Below are 18,801 nucleotides of genomic sequence, written 5' to 3' on the forward strand. Positions count from 1 at the left end.
GGTCACCACCGGTCGTGGTGGAGGACCTCGGACAGCGGCTGGCGCTTCGCCGGCTTGAACGTCTCGCCGGTGTAGAAGGCGGTCGGGATCAGCGCGGCCTGGCGGACGTGGTCGGGGATGCCCAGCAGCTCCGCGGCTTCCTGCTCGTAGACCAGGTGCAGCGACGTCCAGGCCGTGCCGAGGCCGAGGCTGCGCGCGGCCAGCATGTAGCTCCACACCGCGGGCAGGATCGAGCCCCACAGGCCGGCCTGATTGCCCTCGGGCAGCTTGCCGCCGGGGACGTGGATCGCCGGGACGAGCAGGACCGGCACCTCGGCCATGTGCTCGGCCAGGTAGTCGGAGCTGCTCATGACCCGGTGCTGGGTCGCCGCGCGGTCCGCGTCGTCCCGGTAGCGCTCCTCCGGGGAGGGCCCGCTGGCGCGGTAGGCGCGGTAGGACTTCGCGTACAGCTCAGCCAGCCCGGCCCGCAGACCCGGGTCGGTGACCACGATCCAGTGCCAGTCCTGCCGGTTCGACCCGGTCGGCGCCTGCAACGCGAGGGTGATCGCGCGCTCGATGAGCTCGTTCGGCACCGGGCGGGACAGGTCCAGCCGCTTGCGCACGCTGCGGGTGGTGGTCAACAGCTCCTCTGGTGTCATGCCCCCGATCCTGGCATGCGGGCGGTGCCGCTGGGGGTGGGCCCGCTGGGGTGGCGCGTGGCGGCCGGGTCTGTCGTGGATGGGCTTGTGGCGGTGGGTAGTGGTTCGGCGGCCGGTGTGGTTGCGCTGAAGATGAGGCCGCGCTGCCGGTGGTGGTGCCGGGGCGGATCGCGCTTCCCGGCGCCGCGAGCGGGGGCGGCGGCCGGCGGTGGTGCGGGATGCGCGCGGGGACGCGGCAGGTGACAATGCCGTGGCCGGTATCCGCTGAGGGCAAGGAGGCCTGACATGGCCGGGCACACCTATCGCGTCACCGAGATCGTCGGCTCGTCGAGTGAGAGCCTCGAGGCGGCGATCCGCGGGGGCATCGAGCGCGCCTCGCAGACGTTGCGCGAACTGGACTGGTTCGAGGTGACGGAGATCCGAGGCCACATCGAGAACGGCGCGATCGGGCACTTCCAGGTCGGCATGAAGGTGGGTTTCCGCCTGGAGGAAGCGGACTGACCGGACCCGGGAGACGGTGCACGGGACGGCCCGCGCCTTGCGCGGGCTGTCCCGCCGGGGGCGCGGATCGAGCGGGCAGGGTGTGCGCGGGGGCCACTGGTTGCCTGATTGGTCGGCGCCTGGTGGCTGGGTTTCGCGGATGTTGGTGTGGTGCGGCGTGTGCCCGTCGAGCGGGGAGGGCGTGGTGGTTGCGCGATTGTCCTGATGTGGCTGGGGGTGATGTGCCGGGGTTTCGCGGGGCACTGGCGTGGGCGGGGGTCAGCCGGGAAGGCCGAATCCTGGGGGGTTCGGACGCCGTTGGGCCTGCGGGGCCCATGCGGAATCCCCGTGTGGGCCGGCCCGTCCGGCCGAGCACGGCGACCGTCCACTTGAGACCCGCGACTACTCTGGTGACGACTCCGAGATCCATGCCATCACCGTAGGAACAACCCCCGACAAAAACCGGGCTCCGGCCGGGGAATTGCCACCCGATCGAGTCGTTCGTGGCTCTTCACCCGGCCGGAGCAGGGGAACCTCAGTCAGTCGAGACGGCCTCCAGCAGGGCGCCTCACGCGGGTCGAGAGAGCCGGTACCCCAGGGCGCCTCGGGCGGTCGCGGGGGCCGGTGCCCCAGGGCGCCTCAGGCGGTCGAGGGGGCCGGTGCCCCAGGGCGCCTCACGGCGGTCGAGAGGACCTCTACATCAGAGCGCGCAAGTTGGCGGAATCCTCCAGCCTCAGTCGGTGGACAGGGCCTGTACCAGGTCGCCCACCTGGGGATCCTTGAGGGCGCGGGCGACGTCCGCCTGCGCGACGATCCCGACCAGGTCGTGGCCGTCGATCACGGGCAACCGCCGCACCTTGTGGTCCGACATGGTGCGCAGGATCTCCTCGGCGTCGTCGTCGGCGCCGATCGTGACCGCCTCCCCCTGGGCCAGCTCCCCGGCGTTCACCGCACGCGGGTCCTTGCCCTGCGCTAGCACCTTGACCACGATGTCGCGGTCGGTCAGCATGCCCTTCAACCGGTTGTCCTCACCGCAGATGGGCATCGCCCCGACCTGCAGTTCCGCCATGCGCTTCGCGGCGTCGAGCACGGTGTCGCTCGAGCGGACGCACTCGGGGTCGGACGTCATGATTTCGCGAGCCTTGGTCATCTTCTTCGCCTGCCTCCGGTCCACGTCGAACTGGGCACTCCCCGCATACCCGGCCGGATCGGAGGCAAACGCGTCCACCCGCCGCTGCCGGCGCGGCCCGTTGGTTTACTCGACGCATGCCCGACATCGAGATCCACTACGACATCGCGACCGGCGGTGACCTGGACGCCCACTACGCCCGCGGCGAGTCGCGGCCCATCACGGTCGTCGGCAACCCCGTGCTGCACGAGCCCTGCGCCGACGTCACCGACTTCGGCGACGACCTCGCCCGCCTCGTGTCCGACATGTTCGTCAGCATGCGCACCGCCCGCGGTGTCGGACTCGCGGCCAACCAGATCGGCGTGCCGCTGCGCGTGTTCGTCTACCTCTGCCCGGAGAGCTACGACCGGGCCGACGACGAGGTGTGGCACGCCGGTCACGTCGTCAACCCGGTCGTCGAGGTCACCGGCGGCGCCACCGGCGCACACGCCGAAGGGTGCCTGTCCGTGCCCGGCGCGCAGGCGGTCCTCCCGCGGGCCGCCCACGTCACGGTCCGCGGCTTCGACCTGGCGGGCAACCCGGTCGCCGTGCCCGGACGCGACCTGCTCGCCCGCTGCTTCCAGCACGAGACCGACCACCTGGGCGGCCGCCTCTACATCGACCACCTCACCCCCGAGGCCCGCGAGACGGCCCTCGGCGAGATGAGCGAACCCGCCTACCCGGTCGTCACGAATCCGGTCGCAGCGGACGGCTCCACTCGACCGTGAAGTGTCCCGGCGCCGGCCGCACGACCGCGTCGCCGGAGACCTCCGCCACCGCCGCTCGCAGGGCCGCCACCTGGTCGTCGGACACCGCGCCGACGACACGCAGCCGGATCGCTCCCCGAGCCGGCGCGAGCTCGACCTCCTCCGCGCCGCCGCCGGGCACCGCCACGGCGTGGAGGAGGTCGCGCAGCACCTGGACGACCTCCGCGACGACGTCGTCGGGCGGCTCGTCGTCGAGGTCTCCGGCGAGCACCAGGCCGGGTGCCGAGCCGTGTACCGACTCCAGCTCCCCGACCACCTCGCTGACCTGCGCCCGCAGCGTCGGCCGGGTGCCGGGTGCCGCCGGGCCGTAGACGGAGGTCCGCAGCGCCGAGATCGTGCGGTCGATCCCGGTGATCGCCGTGGCCATGGCCGACCCGGACCGGGGGAACCGCGCCGCGGCCGACTGCAGGTCGAGCGTGATGCCGTAGAGCCGCCGGATCGCGGTGTCGCCGAGACGCCGCGCGATCCGGTCGGTCTCCTCCAGCCGTGCGATGCGGTTGGAGGCCGCGGCCACCTGCTCCGCCTCCGACAGGATCCGCGTCCGCATCGCCTCGACAGCCTCGCCCAGTGCGGCCAGTTCCTCCGGCCCGCTCGCCTCCACCTCGCGCCGCAGGTCGCCGCCGGACACCTCGCGCACCTGGGAAACCAGCCGGTCCAGTGGCACCACGAGCGACCGGCGCAGCAGGAACACGCTCGCCGCGCCCAGCACGAGCGCGAGACCCACGCACACGGTCGCGATCACGTCGGCCGTGCCGCTCGCTCTGTTCGACGAGGCCAGCCCGGCTGAGATCAGCTCGTCGACGTGGTTCTGCAGCTCCGCGATCCGGGTGCGCAGGGTGTCGAACAAGGCCTTGCCGGGCACGCCGTCGGCGATCACGCCGTCCGCGCGGGCCAGCGCGATCGCCGGGTCCGCAGCCTGGGTGCGCCAGGCCGTGCCCGCGGCATCGACGTCGGCGAGCAGGGCGACCGATTCCGGTTCGCCGTCGAGCAGGCGGGCGATGCGGTCGCGGGCCGCGCCGACCGCCGCCGAGCCGTTGTCGTAAGGCTCGAGGAATTGCGGATCACGGCTCAGCAGAAAACCCCGTTCGCCGGTTTCCATGTCCACGTAGCCCTTCGCGAGATCGGCCGCCGCCGTCTGCGCCGGGCGCAGCGTGTCCCGCACCCGCGAGTCGGCTTCCGTGACGTGGACACGCGACACGGTGGTGGCGATCGCCGTGATCAACAGCAGTAGCAGGAGCCCGCTGACGAGGAGGAAGACCCGCCACCGCAACGTCCGCGGCCAGAATCGCGGAATGGCCACGAATCACGATAACGCGGTTCGGGAAAACGCGAGCCCCGATTTTCCCTCGCCGACGGCAGGCCGCTCAACGCGGGGTGGGTGCGGCTCGTGTCCGGTGGCGGAGTGTGGGTCACGCGGGGGAAATTCCTTGCTGCTGCGGACGTTCCGCGCTGCGCCGGCAGCCGCGACGCGGCGCGCGCCGTGTGGTCTCCCCGGCCGGCGCGGCATCGGTCCGCGCCGGCCGGGGGCGGCCCGCGGTGTGGGCGGGCCCGCGAACGCACGCCACAGCGAACCGGACCGGGCGCGCGGTGTGGAGCCGGTGCACCGGAACGGGCGGGCGAGCGTTGGGGTTCGTGCTGCCAGGGTCACCCGGCGGGTGGCCGCGCGTCAAACATTTTTCGCGCGGGCTGTCGATGTGCGGGGTCGCCGTTCGTGTGGACCATGAGAACCGATCCGAGGAGGACGTGATGCCCGACTACCTGCTGACGATCTACCAGCCCGACGGCGAACCGCCCGCGCCCGAGGTCCTCGGCCCGATCATGGCGAACGTGACGGCCTTCGAAGACGAGTTGCGGGCGGCGGGCGCGTGGGTGTTCACCGGCGGCCTGCACCCGCCGGAGACCGCGACCGTGGTCCGGCCGCGGGGCGACGACGTGCTCGTCACCGACGGGCCGTACCTCGAGGGCAAGGAACACGTCGGCGGCTTCACCGTCATCCGCGCCGCCGACCTGGACGAGGCGCTGGAGTGGGGGCGGAAGGCGGCGCGCGCGACCACCCTGCCCGTCGAGGTCCGGCCGCTGGCGGACGGTTGAGCGAGGAGATCGCGCGCGTCTTCCGCGAGGAGTACGGACGCGCCGTGGCCGTCCTGGTCCGCGTTTTCGGCGACATCGACATCGCCGAGGAAGCGGTCCAGGACGCGTTCGCCACCGCGGTGCGGCGGTGGCCGGAGGACGGCGTACCGCCGAGCCCGGCGGGCTGGATCATCACCACCGCCCGCAACCGCGCCATCGACCGGTTGCGGCGCGAGGCCACCCGCGACGACCGGCAGGCGCACGCGGCCCTGTTGCAGGTGCGGGACGAGCCGATGGAGGAGGGTGCGGTGCCCGACGAACGGCTCCGGCTGATCTTCACCTGCTGCCACCCGGCGCTCGCCCCGGCCGCGCGCGTCGCGCTGACGCTGCGGCTGCTGGGCGGCCTGACCACCGCGGAGATCGCGCGGGCGTTCCTGGTGCCGGAGAAGACGATGGCGCAACGGATCGTGCGCGCCAAGGCCAAGATCCGCGCCGCGCGCATCCCGTACCGGGTGCCGCGCGAGGCGGACCTGCCCGACCGGCTGCGGGCCGTGCTCGCGGTGCTGTACCTGGTGTTCAACGAGGGGTACACGGCCAGTGCGGGTGACGAGCTGGTGCGCGCGGACCTGTGCGCCGAGGCGATCCGGCTGACGCGCGTGCTGGCCGGTCTCATGCCCGACGAGCCGGAAGTGCTGGGGCTGCTCGCGCTGATGCTGCTGACCGAGTCGCGGCGCGCCGCCCGCACGGCGCCGGACGGTTCCCTGGTGCTGCTGGCCGACCAGGACCGGTCCCGGTGGGACCGGGAGCTGATCGCCGAGGGGCAGGCCCTGGTGCGGCGGTGCCTGCGGCGCGGGCGGCCCGGGCCGTACCAGATCCAGGCGGCGATCAACGCCGTGCACAGCGACGCGCCGACCGTCGCGGACACGGACTGGCGGCAGGTGGTGACGCTGTACGACCAGCTGATGGCGATCGCGCCGTCCCCGGTGGCGGCGCTGAACCGGGCGGTCGCGGTGGCGGAGGTCGCCGGCCCCGCGGCGGGGCTCGCCGAGGTGGAGTCGCTCGAGCTGCGGGAGTACTACCTGTTCCACGCGATCCGGGCAGACCTGCTGCGGCGCGCGGGGCGGGTCAGGGAGGCAGCGCGGGCCTACCGGGCGGCGCTGGCGCTCACGGAGAACCGAGCCGAGCGGGAGTTCCTCACCCGCCGGCTGCGCGAGGCCGGCGGGTGAGGACGCGGATCAGGCCTGCTGCGCCCCCGCGCGGCCGGCTTCGATCACGAACCGCGCGCGGTCCTGGATCGGCGCGCCCGGGCGGTTCACGTAGTCCACCACGCGGTAGTCGGCCGTCCACGACTCCCTCGTGATCGTGTTCCGCACGTAGCCCCGCTTGCGGTTGATGAACTTGATGTGCGGGTTCTCCCGCAGCTGCACGGCGTCCCCGGCGTTCTGGTCCGTGCCGTTGCCGCCCGAGGTGATGGACGTGCCCACCAGCTCCGTCGCCACCGTCGCCGACGCCGGGTCCTCGAAGTCGGCCTTCACGTCCACCACGTAGCTCGCGTGCACGTCACCCGTGATGACCACCGGGTTGCTCGCCCGGGCGAGCCGGTCGCGCACGAGGTTCCGCTCCACGGGGTAGTCGTCCCACGCGTCGTCGCTGAACGAGTCGGCCGTGCCGGAGGTGAAGTCGCGCTGCGAGAAGAAGACCTGCTGCGCCAGGATGTTCCAGCGCGCCGTCGGCCCGGCCAGGTTGCCCAGCAGCCACTCCTTCTGCTGCGCGCCCAGGATCGTGCGCGACGGGTCCAGCCGCGCGTCGCCGGCCACCTGGTCGTCGCGGTACTGCCGGGTGTCCAGCAGGTGCACGTCCACCAGGTCGCCGAAGGTGAGCCGGCGGAAGATCCGGATGTCCGGCCCGCTCGGGCGCTGGGCGCGGCGCAACGGCATGTGCTCCCAGTAGGCCTGGAACGCCTGCGCCCGCCGCTGCCGGAACACCGCCGGGTCCTGGTCGGGCTCGGTGTCGGGCTGGGAGATGTCGCCCGCCCAGTTGTTCTCCACCTCGTGGTCGTCGAACACGACCGCCCACGGGAACGCGGCGTGTGCGGCCTGCAGGTCGGCGTCGCCCTTGTACTGCGCCAGGCGCACCCGGTAGTCGGCGAGCGTGAACGTCTCGGCGGCCGGGCTGTGCCCGCGGCCGATGCTGCCCTGCGCGCTGCCCTCGTAGATGTAGTCGCCGAGGAACGCGACCAGGTCCAGGTCCTCCTGGGCCAGGTGCGCGTGTGTGGTGTAGAAGCCCTCCGGGTAGTTCTGGCAGCTGGCGAACGCGAACGAGAACTCGTCCAGCCGCGCGCCGGGCCGCGGCGCCGTCTTCGTCCGCCCGACCGGGCTGATCTGGTTGCCGACGCGGAACCGGTAGAAGTACTCGGCCCCGGGCCGCAGGCCGGACACCTCGGCGTGCACCGCGTGCGCGGACTCGGGACGGGCGATCTCCGCGCCCGCGCGGACCACCTGCTGGAACCGCTCGTCGGCGGCGACCTGCCACTCGACGGGCACGACCTTCGACGGCATGCCGCCCAGGCCGTCCGCGGCGAGCGGGTCGGGGGCGAGCCGCGTCCACAGCACCACGCCGTCGGGCAGCGGGTCGCCCGAGGCGACGCCCAGCGTGAAGGGGTCGCGGACGGGGCTGGCGGAGGCGGTGCCGAACCCGGAGACGGCGGCCACGCCGAGAGCGGCGGAACCGGCGATCAAGACCTGGCGGCGGGTGGGGGAGCGATCGGACATGCGTCACCTTTTCGGGGGTTCGGGAGGAAAGGCGCGCACACGCTAAGTTCGCCACATTGCCGGCGCCCGAATCCCCGGTGGACGGCGGGTGGAAGATCGCGCGCGGCACATCACGGTTCGATCACCTGACGTAGCGGACTGGCCCGGACGGGCGATCAGCGGGTGTGCGCGTGTTGATCGAGGTGGCGGTACTGGTGGTGGCCGTGGTGACGGCGTTCGGGCTGGGCCGGCGTTCGGCCGGGCGACGGCCCCGCACGGGTGCGCCGGTGCCCGCGTTCGGCCTCGAGGCCCTGCCGCAGCAGTGGTTCCGGCTGACCAACACCGGCGCCGTGCCCGCCACGGAGGTGCGAGTCGAGCTCGGTGAGGGCTACGACCGCGCCCTCACCCGGCGGCTGCCCGACCTCACCGACCTCGGTCCGGGCGAGTCGGTCACCTTCCTCATGCTCGCGACGTGGGCGACGCCGCGGCCGGCCGAGGTGCGCGTGAGCTGCGCCGAACTGCCCAGACCGGCCGCCGTCGCGGTGCCGGAGAGCGCCCAGCCGCTCGCGTCCTGACGCGCCCGCCCCGGCCCTGGTACGAAGGAGGACATGGCTTCGGTATCCCGCATCGGCCTGGTCGTGCACGGCGGCAAGGAGGCCGCGCGGCGCACGGCTGGTGAGGTGCGCGCCTGGGCGGCCGGCCGGGGTGTCCAGTGCACCGACATCGACGTGTGGGACGACTTCGACGGACACCGCCGGCACGCCAAGGAGGAGGCCGAGCGCGCGGGCAACCCGGACCTGATCGTCACCGTCGGCGGCGACGGCACGTTCCTGCGCGGGGTGCGCGTCGCGGCACCGGCGGAGGCGCTGGTGCTCGGGATCAACGTCGGCCGCGTCGGGTTCCTCACCGAGGTCGCGACCGAGGACGTGATCACGGCGCTGGAGGCGGTCAACGACGGCGCCTTCCACGTCGACTCCCGCATGACGCTGACCATGTGCGCGTCCCGCCCGCTGAGCATCCCGAAGGGCATCGAGCCGATGCTGCGCTACGGCCGTGGCCCGGCGCTGCCGCCACCGACCGCGCGGCGGGAACTCGCCGACGGCGCGGGAATCCAGCTGGACGTGCTGGGCCTCAACGACATCGTGGTGGAGAAGCTGGCCCGCGACCGCCAGGCGAGCCTCGCCGTCTACGTCGACGGCACGCAGTTCGCCGTCTACTCGACGGACGCGTTCGTGGTGGCCTCCTCGACCGGGTCCACCGCCTACAGCTTCTCCGCGGGCGGCCCGATCGTCTCGCCCGGGCTGGACGCGCTGGTGTTCACGCCGGTCGCGCCGCACATGGTGTTCAACCGCAGCGTCGTGCTCGCGCCGCAGCAGCGGGTCGGCATCCGGGTGCTCGAGCAGTCCGGCGAGGCCGCGGTGAGCGTCGACGGGCAGTTGCGCGGGGTGCTGGAGCCGGGCGACTGGATCACCGTGCAGGCGGCGAGCCGCCGGGCGCGGCTGGTCCGCTTCGACGAGCCGGACTTCCTGTGCCGGGTGCGGGACCGCTTCGGGCTGGCCGATTCGGCGGCCGCGCTCGCCGACGAACGGCGGCCGCGGTGACCACCCGTGGGAGTATGAGCTGTGCCTCGCCTCGGAACTTCGATCCCGCTGCTCGGCCGTGAACCCGAACTGGGCACCCTGCGCACGGCGCTGCGCCGCGCCGGATCGGGGCAGGCGGGCGCGGTGCTGCTGGCCGGTGACGCGGGCGTCGGCAAGTCCCGGCTGCTGACCGAACTCGTCACCGAGGCCGAGCGCGACGGCGTGACCGTGCTGTCCGGCCGTTGCCTCGACGTCGGGGAAGCCGGCCTGCCGTACCTGCCGTTCGTGGAGGCGCTCGGCCGTCTCGGCGCGGAGCAGCGGGAACTGGCCGCGCAGTGGCCCGTGCTCGGTCTGCTGCTGCCCGCACTCGCGTCGCCGGAGCAGGCGGGCCAGGCGATGGAGCGGTTGCGGCTCTTCGACGCGGTGCACGGGTTGCTCAGCGAACTCGCCGCGCGTCACCCGGTGCTGCTCGCGCTCGAGGACCTGCACTGGGCCGATGTCTCGACGCGGGACCTGGTGCTGTTCCTGCTGTCCCGGTTGGACACCCAGAACCTGCTCGTGGTGGCCACCTACCGGACCGACGACCTGCACCGCCGGCACCCGCTGCGGCCGCTGCTCGCGGAGGTGTCCCGGCTGCCCGCCGTCGGCCGGATCGAGCTGGGCCCGTTCAGCGCCGCGGAGGCGGTCGCGTTCGTGTCCGCGCTCGCCGAGGGCGCCCTGCCCGACACGACCCTGCACGCCGTGGCCGAGCGTTCCGAGGGCAACGCGTTCTTCTGCGAGGAGCTGACCGCCGCCGCGCAGCGGGGCGCGAGCCTGCCCGGCGGGCTCCTGGAGCTGCTGCTGGCGCGGGTCGAGCGGTTGAGCCCGGAAACCCGGCGGGTGGTGCGCGCGGTTTCCGGCGCCGCGCAGCTCAGTGAGCACGCGTGCCTGCGTGAGGTGTGCGGCCTCGACGACACCGCGCTGGAGACGGCGTTGCGGGAAGCCGTGCTGCACAACGTCCTCGTGCCCGCGGAGGACGGTTACGCGTTCCGGCACGCGCTGCTGCGTGAAGCGGTCTACGACGACCTGCTGCCCGGCGAACGGGTCCGCCTGCACGCCGGCTTCGCGCGGGTCGCCGGGCGGATCGGCACCCCGGCCGCGCTGGCGTACCACAGTTTCCGCAGCCACGACCTGCCGACCGCGCTCGCCGCGTCGGTGCGCGCCGCCGACGAGGCCACGCGGATGCACGCACCGGGCGAAGCGCTGCAGCACCTCGAACAGGCCCTGCAGCTGTGGGACGCGGTGCCCGGGCCGGAGGGCGTGGCCGGCCGGGACGAGCTGGCGCTGCTGTGGTCGGCGTCCGGGATGGCGTTCGCCGCCGGCGAGATCGACCGGGCCGTCACCTACGCCCGGTCCGCGGTCACCAGGGCGGACCTGCGCAACGATCCCGAGCTGGCGGCCGACGCACGCCACCAGCTGGCGACCGCGCTGATCCCGTTCGACACGCGCCGCGCCGAGGTCTCCCAGGCGGTCGGCGAGGCCTGGGACCTGGTGCGCGACCGCCCGGCGAGCGTCGTCCGCGCGAAGGTGCTGGCCCTGCGGGCCCGCGCGTGGGTGTGGGGCGTGCCCGACCTGGACGTGGACGAGCTGAGCGGCCACGTGGAGCAGGCCATCGCGGACGCGCGGGCGGCCGGGGCACCGGACGTCGAAGCCGACGGGCTGGTCACGCTCGCCGCGTTCGAGTCGTGGCGGGAGCGGACGGCTCGATCGATCGAGCTGGGCACGGCCGCCGCGGAACGGGCGGCCGCGATCGGCGCGACCCGGGTCGAGCTGCGCGCGCTGCACAACATCACCAGCAACCTGCTGATCAGCAGGGACGTGCGCGGGGCGGCGCGGATGTCCGCGCAGGTGTGGCAACGCGCGGAGCGCGCCGGGCTCGGCTGGAGCGACGTCGGCGTCGAGGGGCGCACCAGCGAGCTGTTCGACCTCTACGTGCTCGGCGACTGGGACGATGCGCTGGCCCGGGCCGAGGTGACCGGCGCGCCCCGCTTCGCGCGGGCGCGCATCGGCGCGTACTCGGCGCCGATCCTGGTCGCCCAGGGCCGGTTCGCCGAGGTCGAGGACCTCGCGGCGCGCCTGGCCGACCAGCGCGACGACGCCCGCACCGACGTCGTGTTCGGCATCGCGCTCGCCGAGGCCGCGCAGTGGCGCGGTGACCCGCTCGCGGCCGTCGCCGGGGCCCGGTCCGTGCTCGACCGGATCCGCGCGATGTCCCGTTCCAGCGTGGCCGACATCCGGTGGGCCGCCGCGACGGGTGTGTCGGCGCTGGCCGACCTCGCCGAGCAGGCCCGGCGCCGCGGGGAGGACACCGGCGAGCTGGCCGGTGCGGGGGAGGAGCTGGCCGCCACCGAGCCTGCCTCATTGCTGCACGTCCGGCTGGAGGCACGCAGCCCGGACACGCTCGCGCCCACCGCCCGGCTCACCGCCGACCTGAACCGCCTGCGCGGGCAGGACGATCCGGATGCCTGGGCGCACGCGGTGAAGGAGGCCGAGGCGCTGCCCTACTGGCAGCTGCTCGCCCGGTGGCGGTGGGCCGCGGCCCTGCTCGCGCACGGCGATCGGGATGCCGCCGCCGAGCAGATCCGCCTCGTGCACACGGCGGCGACGGAACTGGGTGCGCGGCCGCTGCGGTCGGCGGTCGACGACCTGGCGCGCCGTGGGCGCCTGACCGTCGCCGGCGGATCCGCGCCGGAGGACGACGTGCTGACCCCGCGCGAGCGGTCGGTGCTGGAACTGGTGGCCGGCGGGCTCACCAACCGCCAGGTGGGCGAGCGGCTGTTCATCAGCGAGAAGACGGCGAGCGTGCACCTGTCGCGGGTCATGGCCAAGCTGGGCGCGGGGAGCCGGGCCGAGGCCGTCTCACGCGCGCACCAGCGCGGACTGCTCGGTTAGCGCGACCGACTGGCGGGCGCACGTGATCGGGCGCAGCATCGGGGGCATGCCGCTGCCCGAGCCCGTCGCCCCGATGCTGGCCGTCCCCGGACCCGTGCGGGACAGCGAGGGCTGGGCGTTCGAGTGGAAGTACGACGGGGTCCGCTGCCAGGTCGCGCTGTCCGGTGGCGAGGTGCGGCTCTACTCGCGGCGCCTGCGGGACGTCACCAGCAGCTACCCGGAGCTGGCCGTGCTGGGCTCGGACCCGCGCACGCTGCTGATCGACGGTGAGGTGGTCGCCCTCGACGAGGACGGCAGGCCCGATTTCGGGCGCCTGCAGCAGCGGATGAACCTCGCCGCGCCGACGCCCGCGCGCCTGTCCGCGGTTCCGGTGGTGTTCTTCGCGTTCGACCTGTTGCGCGACGGGTCGCTGGACTGCACCGGCCTGCCCTACGAGGAGCGCCGCGACCGATTGCTGGGCCTGGGCATCGACCGGCCCGAAGTGCGGGTGCGCCGGCATTTCCGCGCCGGCGAGGTGGAGGGTGCGGAGCTGTTGCGCGCGGCCAGGGAGGTCGGGCTGGAGGGACTGGTGTCCAAGCGGCTCGACTCGCGCTACCAGCCGGGCCTGCGGTCGCCGGACTGGGTGAAAACCCCGCTGACGCGCACCCAGGAGGTGGTGATCGCGGGCTGGACCAGCGGGGAGGGCCGCCGGGCGGGCACGTTCGGCGCGCTGCTGCTCGGCCTGCACGACGAAACCGGGCTGCGCTTCGCCGGGCACGTCGGGACCGGGTTCACCGACCGCACGCTCGACGACGTGCTGGCCCGCCTGCGCCCGCTCGCGCGGCGGACCAGCCCGTTCGACACGCCCGTGCCACGGGAGTACGCGCGCCACGCGCACTGGGTGGAGCCGGAGCTGGTGGGTGAGGTCGAGTTCCGCCAATGGACCTCCGACGGCCGCCTGCGGGCGCCCTCGTGGCGCGGGCTGCGGCCCGATCGGCGGCCGGAGGAAGTGACGCTCGCCTGAGCGCTAGGCCTACGCCGTCTTGAGCCGGGTGCGCACGGCGATCCCGGCGCACGCGATCACGGCGACCGCGCCGAGCACGGTGGGCCAGGTGATCCGCTCGCCCAGCAGCACGGCGGCCCAGCAGATCGTCATCACCGGCTGGACCAGCTGGATCTGGCTGACCCGGGCCATCGGGCCGATCGCCAGCCCGCGGTACCACGCGAAGAACCCGAGGAACATGCTCACCACACCGAGGTAGGCGAACGCGGCCCACCCCGCGCCGGTGCCGGACGGCGGGTGCCGCCACACCGTCAGTCCGGTGAGGACGGTCATCACCGGTGCGGACAGGACGAGTGCCCACGAAATCGTCTGCCACGAGCCCAGTTCACGGGCGAGCAGGCCGCCTTCGGCGTAGCCCGTCCCCGCCGCGAGGACCGCACCGAGCAGGAGCAGGTCCGACCACTGCGGGGCCCCCGACCCGCCGCCCTGCACCGAGGCGAACACCACCGCCGCGATCGCGCCGAGGGCCGCCGGTGCCCAGAACGACCGCGGGGGCCGTTCGTGTCCGCGGAGCACGGCGATCACCGCGGTCGCGGCCGGCAGCAGCGCGATCACGACAGCGCTGTGGCTCGCGGACGCGGTGGTTAGCGCGAAGGAGGTCAGCACCGGGAAGCCGATGACCACGCCACCGGCGACGACCGCCAGCCGCGCCCACTGCACGCCGCGGGGCCGGCGCTGCCGCGTGATCGCCAGCGCGGCGGCCGCGAGGAGCGCGGCGACCACGGCCCGGCCGCAGCCGACGAACAGCGGCGACATCGCACCCCCGCCGACCGCGATGCGCGTGAGCGGGACGGTGAACGAGAACGCCGCCACCCCGAGCAGACCCCACCACACGCCGGCCGACGAGGTGGATAGCACCGGCCGCTCTAGGCGAGTAGCGCTACTGTTGTGCCTCATGTCCGACGATAGCAGCTCGCGGATCGCGGCCCACCTGCGCGAGTGGATCGCCACGGCCGCACCGGGCGCGCAGCTGCCGTCCACGCGTGCCCTGGTCGCGCGGTTCGGCGCGAGCCCGGTGACGGTGCAGAAGGCGCTGCGGGAGTTGGCGGCGCACGGGCTGGTGGAAAGCCGTCCGGGCGTGGGGAACTTCGTCCGCGCGAGCCGTCCCGCACGGCCCGACGACCACGGCTGGCAGACGGCCGCACTCGGTGCGCGACGCGGCACCTCGTGGCTGTCCACGGCGTTGCGCACGGTGCCGAACGACGTGATCGCCCTGCATTCCGGCTACCCGGACCCGAGCCTGCTCCCCGAGCGCCTGGTCCGGGCCGCGTTCACGCGCGCCGCGCGCAGTGCCGCCGCGGTCGCCCGCCCACCGGTGGCCGGCCTGCCCGAGCTGCAGGCGTGGTTCGCGGTCGAGCTCGGGACCGCGACGGCGGCCGACGTGGTCGTGTTCCCGGGCAGCCAGAGCGGGCTCAGCACGATCTTCCGGTCGGTCGTCGGAGCGGGCCATCCGCTGCTGGTCGAGTCGCCGACCTACTGGGGCGCGATCCTCGCCGCCGCCCAGGCCGGCGTGCAGGTCGTCCCGGTGCCCAGCGGCGCGGGCGGACCCGATCCGGACGAGCTCGCGCGCGCGTTCCGGCAGCACGCCGCCCGCGCCTTCTACGCGCAGCCGAACTTCGCCAACCCCACCGGTGCGCGGTGGTCGCTGGGCCTGGCCGAGGCGGTCCTCGGGGTCGTGCGCGAGCACGGCGCGTTCCTGGTCGAGGACGACTGGGCGCACGACTTCGGCATCTCCGCCGATCCGGTGCCGGCCGCCGCGCGGGACGAGCGCGGGCACGTCATCCACCTGCGGTCGCTGACCAAGAGCGTCTCGCCGGCCGTCCGCGTCGCCGGGGTCGTCGCGCGCGGCCCGGTGCGCGACCGCATCCTGGCCGGGGCGCAGGCGGAGTCGATGTACGTCAGCGGGATCCTGCAGGCGGTCGCCCTCGACGTCGTGACCCAGCCCGCGTGGCGCACCCACCTGCGGGGCCTCCGCCGTCAGCTCGCCACGCGCCGGGACCTCCTCGCCGGGGCGCTGCGGGAGCACGTGCCCGCCGCGCGGGTGGAAGCCGTGCCCGAGGGCGGGCTGAACCTGTGGGCCCGGTTGCCCGACGGCACCGACCTGCCGCGCCTGGTCCGGGACTGCGAGGCCGGCGGCGTCCTCGTCGCCCCGGGGGACGAATGGTTCCCCGCCGAACCCGCCGGCGCCTACCTGAGGCTGAACTACTCCGGCCCGGACCCCGGCGCCTACCCCGACGGCGCCCGCGTCATCGGGCGGGCACTGGCGGAGCAGGGCGTGCGGTAGATCCGGGCGGATTTCGTCGTCGAAGGCCCGCCGGTCGCGGTCTAACCTGTCCAGATGCGGCAGGTCTCCCTCCTGGGAGAACAGGCGATCCTCGACGAGGCGGACGGAGTGGTGGTGACCCGTTCGCCAAGATCCGTCGCGCTCGTGGCGTTCCTGGTGGTGCACGCGGGCGTGCCGCAGCCACGGCAGCGCATCGCCGCGCTGTTCTGGCCGGACTCGACCGAAGCGCAGGCGCTCACGAACCTCCGCCGCGAACTGCACCACCTGCGCCACGCCATCGGCGGCGAAAGCCTTGTGGCGACGGGAAAAGACCTGTGCTGGCGGGACACCCCCGCGGTCCGGGTGGACGTCCGTGACCTCGAACTCGCCCACCGCGCCGCGATCACCGGTGGCGACGACGCGGTGCTGGCGCACGCACCGGCCGCGATCGCCGGCTACCGCGGTGAATTCCTGCCGGGAATCGCCGACGAGTGGGTCGTCCAGCCCCGCGCCGAGCTCGAATCCCGGTGCGTCCGGCTGTGCGACCTGCTGTGCGAAGCCCGCCGCGGCCGGGGCGATCTGCCGGGCGCCGCCGAGGTCGCGCGCCGCCGCATCCACCTCCGCCCGCTCGAGGAACACGGCTACCGCACGCTGATGGAACTGCAGGCGGCCATGGGGGATCGCGCCGGCGCGGTGAGCACCTACCACCACTGCGCCTCGATCCTGGAGCGCGAACTGGGCGTCGTGCCGGACGAAGCGACGCGCAAGGTGCTGCGGCGCCTGCTCGCGCGGCCCTCCGGCGGCCCGCGTCCGGGCACGGCCGGGCTCGTCGGGCGGTCCCGCGAACTGCGGCACCTGCTGGGCATCTGGCAGAACGCGGCTGCCGGACGAGCCGGGCTCGTGCTGGTGCGCGGTGGCGCCGGAGTGGGCAAGAGCCGGCTGCTCGACGAAGTCGCCGGAACCGCCCGCGCGCACGGGGCCGTCGTCGCGACCTCACAGTGCTTCGGCACACCCGGACGCCTGCCGCTCGCGCCGGTCGCCGACTGGCTACGCGCCCCCGCCGTCCAGGCGGCGACCACGAACCTGGACCCGGTGTGGCGCGCCGAGGTCGACCGGCTCGTGCCGTCCGGCCGTTCGCGCGACGGGCCGGACACCGGCACCCGCGCCATGGTCGACGCCTGGCAACGGCACCGCTTCTTCGAGGGCCTGGCCCGCGCCCTGACCGGCACCGGGCGGCCCATGCTGCTGGTGCTGGACAACCTGCAGTGGTGCGACCAGGAAACCCTGGCGTTCCTGACGTTCTGCCTCGGCCTGAGGCCGGACGCGCCGGTCCTCGTCGCCGCCACCCTGCGCACCGACGACTTCGACGAGTGGTCGGAGACCGGAGACTGGGTCGCCCGCATGCGGGCCACCGGCCTGCTCACCGAACAGGCGCTGAACCCGTTGGAGCCAGGCGAAACCGCGCGGCTGGCCGAACTGCTCGCCGGGCAGCCGCTGGCCCCCGGCGACCGCGAGCTGCTGCAGGCCACCACCGGCGGGTTCCCGCTCTACGTCGTCGAAGCCGTCCGCGGGAAGGCGCTGCCCGGCAGCGACCTCACGGCCGTGCTGCGCAACCGCGTGGAACAGGCCGGTTCCGCCGCGCGCAGGGTCGCCGGGCTCGCCGCCGCCGTGGGCCGCGACTTCACGCTCGCCCTGCTCACCGAGGCCAGTGACCTCGAACCGGACACCGTCGTGCGGGCGGTGGACGAGCTGTGGCGCCGCCGCATCTTCCACGAGTGCGGCGACGGCTACGACTTCAGCCACGAACTGCTGCGCGACACCGCCTACCGCCTGGTGAGCCCGCCGAACCGGTGGCTGTTGCACCGCCGCATCGCGCAGGCGCTGGAAATGCTGCACGCCGGCGACACCGACCCGGTTTCCGGACGGCTCGCCGAGCAGTACGCGCGCGGCGGGCGCCCGGACCGCGCCGTGAGCTTCTACCGGCGGGCCGCGGCCTTCGCGTCCAGCACGTTCGCCCACGCCGAGGCGATCCGGCTGCACCAGGAGGCGCTCGACCTCGTGCGCGCCCAGCCGGACAGCCGCGAATCCGCCCGCGCCGAACTGTCCATCCTGGAGACGATGGCGGCACCGCTCAACGCCCGCTACGGGTACGCCTCACCGCAGGTGCAGCACGCGCTGGAGCGCACGATCGACCTGGCCAGGCAGCTGGGGCGCCGGGACTCGGCGCTCACCGCGATGGTCGGGCTGTGGGCGTCGCGGTTCGTGCAGGGCCGCACGGGCGAAGCCTACGAACTCGCCACGACCGTGCTGAACCTCGTGGACCCGGATTCCGAGCTGCGCGGCGCCGCGCACTTCACGTTCGGCGGATCCGCCACGAGCCTCGGCCGTCCCGCCGAGGCGCTGCAGCACTTCGACCTCGCCGTGAAACTGAGCGGGGACGCCCCGTTGCTGACCGTCGGCACCCGCCTCGACGTGCACGCGACCGCGTGGGCCGCGCACCCGCACTGGCTGCTCGGGCACACCGGTGAGGCGGTGGCCGCGGCCGTCGACGCGATCGGCCTGGCGCGCGCCATCGACCACCCGTACAGCCTGGCCGTGGCGCTCGCCTACGCCGGCATCACCTACCAGATGTGCGACGAGAAGGTCCGCCTCGGCGACGTGGTCGGCGAGCTGGGCGAGCTGTGCGACCGCTACGGCTTCGCCTACTACCGGGAGTGGGGGCTGGTGCTGGGCGGCTGGCGTGCCGGGCGGATCGACACGGCCCGGCGCGGCATCGACAACCTGCGCGCCGAGGGGTCGTTCGCGCGGATGCCGTACTGGTTGTCCCTGCTCGCCGACCTGTCCGGGCCGGAGTCCGCGCGCGCCACGCTGGACGCGGCGATCGTCGCCGGGCAGGCGCGCGACGACGTGTGGTGGATGCCCGAGGTGATGCGCAGGCGGGCGGCGCTCGACGAGCCGGCGACGGCGGTGTCGCGGCTGCGCTCCGCGGTCCGGCTCGCCACGGCGCAGGGCAGTGTCGCGCTGCGCCGGCGGTGCGAGCACGACCTCGGCGTTCGGGGCGGCGTTCGGTGACCCCGCGCGGGCGAACGCTGCGCGAACGCCCGCTCCCTAG

The 18,801-nt window shown here is 74.1% G+C and carries 15 protein-coding genes; 10 read left to right on the top strand and 5 right to left on the bottom strand.

Going from position 1 to position 18,801, the window contains the following annotated elements; genetic code table 11:
* Positions 1-2: 2 nt before the first annotated feature.
* Positions 3-638, bottom strand: coding sequence for a nitroreductase family protein (locus FB470_RS18675; protein WP_306993237.1), 636 nt, complete (start codon positions 636-638; stop codon positions 3-5).
* Positions 639-923: 285 nt separating this feature from the next.
* On the opposite strand from FB470_RS18675, the gene FB470_RS18680 reads away from it, so the two are divergent.
* Entirely contained in the window at positions 924-1,139 is a 216-nt protein-coding gene (locus FB470_RS18680; RefSeq protein WP_306993238.1) for a dodecin, read from the top strand.
* 712 nt (positions 1,140-1,851) lie between these two features.
* On the opposite strand, the gene FB470_RS18685 is transcribed toward FB470_RS18680, so the two are convergent.
* Positions 1,852-2,268: a CBS domain-containing protein gene (locus tag FB470_RS18685; RefSeq protein WP_306999350.1), complete on the bottom strand. Its 417-nt coding sequence runs from the start codon at positions 2,266-2,268 to the stop codon at positions 1,852-1,854.
* A 116-nt stretch (positions 2,269-2,384) separates the two neighbouring features.
* On the opposite strand from FB470_RS18685, the gene def reads away from it, so the two are divergent.
* A complete protein-coding gene (gene def / locus FB470_RS18690; protein WP_306993239.1) occupies positions 2,385-3,014 on the top strand; it encodes a peptide deformylase in 630 nt (209 codons plus the stop codon).
* Here the strand turns inward: def and FB470_RS18695 are convergent.
* Positions 2,974-4,353 (bottom strand): CHASE3 domain-containing protein, encoded by a 1,380-nt coding sequence (locus FB470_RS18695; protein ID WP_306993241.1) that lies wholly within the window; start codon positions 4,351-4,353, stop codon positions 2,974-2,976. The two genes, def and FB470_RS18695, sit on opposite strands and share 41 nt — an antisense overlap.
* A gap of 446 nt (positions 4,354-4,799) precedes the next feature.
* On the opposite strand from FB470_RS18695, the gene FB470_RS18700 reads away from it, so the two are divergent.
* Positions 4,800-5,144, top strand: a complete 345-nt coding sequence (locus FB470_RS18700) for a YciI family protein (protein ID WP_306993242.1) — start codon at positions 4,800-4,802, stop codon at positions 5,142-5,144.
* Positions 5,141-6,349 carry an RNA polymerase sigma factor gene (locus FB470_RS18705; RefSeq protein WP_306993244.1) on the top strand — a complete coding sequence of 403 codons (1,209 nt, stop codon included), beginning with the start codon at positions 5,141-5,143 and terminating at the stop codon, positions 6,347-6,349. The genes FB470_RS18700 and FB470_RS18705 overlap by 4 nt, the downstream gene beginning before the upstream one ends.
* A gap of 9 nt (positions 6,350-6,358) precedes the next feature.
* Here the strand turns inward: FB470_RS18705 and FB470_RS18710 are convergent, their stop codons facing one another.
* Positions 6,359-7,894, bottom strand: coding sequence for an alkaline phosphatase D family protein (locus FB470_RS18710; protein ID WP_306993246.1), 1,536 nt, complete (start codon positions 7,892-7,894; stop codon positions 6,359-6,361).
* A 170-nt stretch (positions 7,895-8,064) separates the two neighbouring features.
* Between FB470_RS18710 and FB470_RS18715 the strand changes: the two genes are divergently transcribed.
* The 4 genes from FB470_RS18715 to ligD are packed head-to-tail and all read left to right on the top strand — an operon-like array spanning position 8,065 to position 13,387.
* Positions 8,065-8,448 carry a hypothetical protein gene (locus tag FB470_RS18715; RefSeq protein ID WP_306993247.1) on the top strand — a complete coding sequence of 128 codons (384 nt, stop codon included), beginning with the start codon at positions 8,065-8,067 and terminating at the stop codon, positions 8,446-8,448.
* Positions 8,449-8,481: 33 nt separating this feature from the next.
* Positions 8,482-9,474: an NAD(+)/NADH kinase gene (locus FB470_RS18720; RefSeq protein WP_306993248.1), complete on the top strand. Its 993-nt coding sequence runs from the start codon at positions 8,482-8,484 to the stop codon at positions 9,472-9,474.
* Between the two features lie 21 nt (positions 9,475-9,495).
* Entirely contained in the window at positions 9,496-12,384 is a 2,889-nt protein-coding gene (locus FB470_RS18725; RefSeq protein WP_306993250.1) for a helix-turn-helix transcriptional regulator, read from the top strand.
* Between the two features lie 46 nt (positions 12,385-12,430).
* Positions 12,431-13,387 (top strand): non-homologous end-joining DNA ligase, encoded by a 957-nt coding sequence (gene ligD / locus FB470_RS18730; protein WP_306993251.1) that lies wholly within the window; start codon positions 12,431-12,433, stop codon positions 13,385-13,387.
* A gap of 9 nt (positions 13,388-13,396) precedes the next feature.
* On the opposite strand, the gene FB470_RS18735 is transcribed toward ligD, so the two are convergent.
* Positions 13,397-14,284, bottom strand: a complete 888-nt coding sequence (locus FB470_RS18735; RefSeq protein ID WP_306993253.1) for a DMT family transporter — start codon at positions 14,282-14,284, stop codon at positions 13,397-13,399.
* Positions 14,285-14,321: 37 nt separating this feature from the next.
* Here FB470_RS18735 and FB470_RS18740 point away from each other — a divergent pair, with 37 nt between their 5' ends.
* Both FB470_RS18740 and FB470_RS18745 read left to right on the top strand, forming a co-directional pair.
* The gene (locus FB470_RS18740) at positions 14,322-15,710 is read left to right on the top strand and encodes an aminotransferase-like domain-containing protein (protein ID WP_306993255.1); all 1,389 of its coding nucleotides are present in this window, start codon (positions 14,322-14,324) and stop codon (positions 15,708-15,710) included.
* Positions 15,711-15,764: 54 nt separating this feature from the next.
* Entirely contained in the window at positions 15,765-18,761 is a 2,997-nt protein-coding gene (locus tag FB470_RS18745; protein WP_306993257.1) for an ATP-binding protein, read from the top strand.
* The last annotated feature ends 40 nt before the right edge of the window (positions 18,762-18,801 follow it).

This window comes from Amycolatopsis thermophila (assembly GCF_030814215.1).
GTDB classification, from domain to species: Bacteria; Actinomycetota; Actinomycetes; order Mycobacteriales; family Pseudonocardiaceae; genus Amycolatopsis_E; species Amycolatopsis_E thermophila.